Genomic DNA, 1,701 nt, shown 5'->3' on the forward strand with positions numbered 1-1,701 from the left:
AAAGCTATATATAGAAAGGGATTTGCGTTCGGGGACTGAAGAATATTTCAACAAAAAGAAAACACTTATTGAGAATGAGGGGTGTAGTGCGTTTCGCTCCGCGACATGAAACGCTCTGCGAACGCACTACACCCCCTAGCTAAGTTGAATCATTATTCAAGTTATTCTGGAGAATAATATTATGAAAAAAATCACTTTTATTAATTGATCGTTAATCAAAAATTACAGTCTAATTAACTACTGTATTCATCGCTTTTATTCCTCTGCAATAATCTAGAAATTTATGAGGATTAAGCCTCATTAAAATTTCTACTAATTCCCAGATAAAATTATCATTTATTGCCCAATAAATTCTAGATAATCCTACAAAAAAACTACTATGTCTTCTTTCTTTTCTACCTTTCTCATTAGTTCTTGATATATATTCTTGAATACCTTTGTTTTTAATTTTTTGTCCTTTAAAAGAACTAATTGTGTATGAAATAGCTATTAATAAAATTAAATTATTCAATCTCGTTTCATTGGCCTTCGCTGATTCTAGATTGTAACCACCAGTTTTATAGTCTTTAAACATTGCTTCAATTCCCATTCTCTGGCTATATATTTTTTTAATTTTTCCTGGTGACGATAAATTGGTGAGAATATACCATTTCTCTACAACAGATTTTTGACGATATTTCTGTTTTTTATATACGAGTAAATTATATGTTCCTACCTTCAAAATCTTGGTAATTTTTTGATTAAATAACAGTTGGGCTTCACCGACATTTACTTTTAATTCTGAGAGTTTATAATATTTTTTACCTCGTTTAATCATGGTCGATTTTTTTTGTCTCAAAACAAAATATACATCTTGTTTTTGATATTTTTTCAACTTTCGGAGATAGAAAAATACTGTGGAATTCTCTATCTGCTGTCAGAATAACTTTCTGGCCTTTTAATAATCTCAAAACTGGACGAATCACTGCTTTTTGTTCACTTAAATTACTAGCTCCTTTATGACTTAAAATGTGCCAACATATAGGCAAAGCCCTCTTTTTCCAAGCCACACTAATCATTAATATATTAATATTTTGCCACTGGGTCCTATCTAAAATTAATACTAATTCTGAGCTAAAGCTGAATAAATTTTCTATTATTATTTTAACTAAAGGAAACCAAAATAAAGGTAAGCTCAACTCTTTTAAAGTTAAAAATCTTTGTATATGTTTTCGCTTACTTTCTAATTTTATCGGTAGGGAAAAATAATTACTTAATTTTGATATTTGTACAGTTTTATGTACTGATATTAAGTATAATAATATTTGTAATGTTATTACTTGAGATGGACTCAATTTTTGCTTGAGATGGTCTTGATAAAAGCCTAATATATTCACCTTTTATTGATTTTTATTTGTAATTACTAACTCTTTTTTATCATATTTTTAACTGTTTCAAAAGGTTTTTTTAATTGAATAAATAATCAACTTAAGGTGTGGGATGTAGTGCGTTCGCTACACCCCTTCATTCTCAATAAGCGTTTTCTTTTTGTTGAAATATTCTTCAGTCCCCGGACACAAATCCCTTTCTATATATAGCTTTCAACTAGCTTGTCACCCCGTGAGAATGTTACTACTTGAGATGGACTCAATTTTTGCGTGTGGATGGTCTTGATAAAAGCCTAATATATTCACCTTTTATTGATTTTTATTTGTAATTACT

At 29.2% G+C, this 1,701-nt stretch carries 2 protein-coding genes; both read right to left on the reverse strand.

Annotated features, from left to right (window positions below; genetic code table 11):
- Window positions 1-229 precede the first annotated feature (229 nt).
- The gene (locus ACP6PM_RS21235; RefSeq protein WP_426588135.1) at window positions 230-817 is read right to left on the reverse strand and encodes a transposase; all 588 of its coding nucleotides are present in this window, start codon (window positions 815-817) and stop codon (window positions 230-232) included.
- The gene (locus tag ACP6PM_RS21240; RefSeq protein ID WP_426588137.1) at window positions 810-1,376 is read right to left on the reverse strand and encodes a hypothetical protein; all 567 of its coding nucleotides are present in this window, start codon (window positions 1,374-1,376) and stop codon (window positions 810-812) included. Before ACP6PM_RS21240 ends, ACP6PM_RS21235 begins: the two co-directional genes overlap by 8 nt.
- Window positions 1,377-1,701 lie beyond the last annotated feature (325 nt).

It is taken from the genome of Dapis brunnea BLCC-M229 (genome assembly GCF_050015995.1).
In the GTDB taxonomy this organism is placed as follows: Bacteria; Cyanobacteriota; Cyanobacteriia; order Cyanobacteriales; family Microcoleaceae; genus Trichodesmium.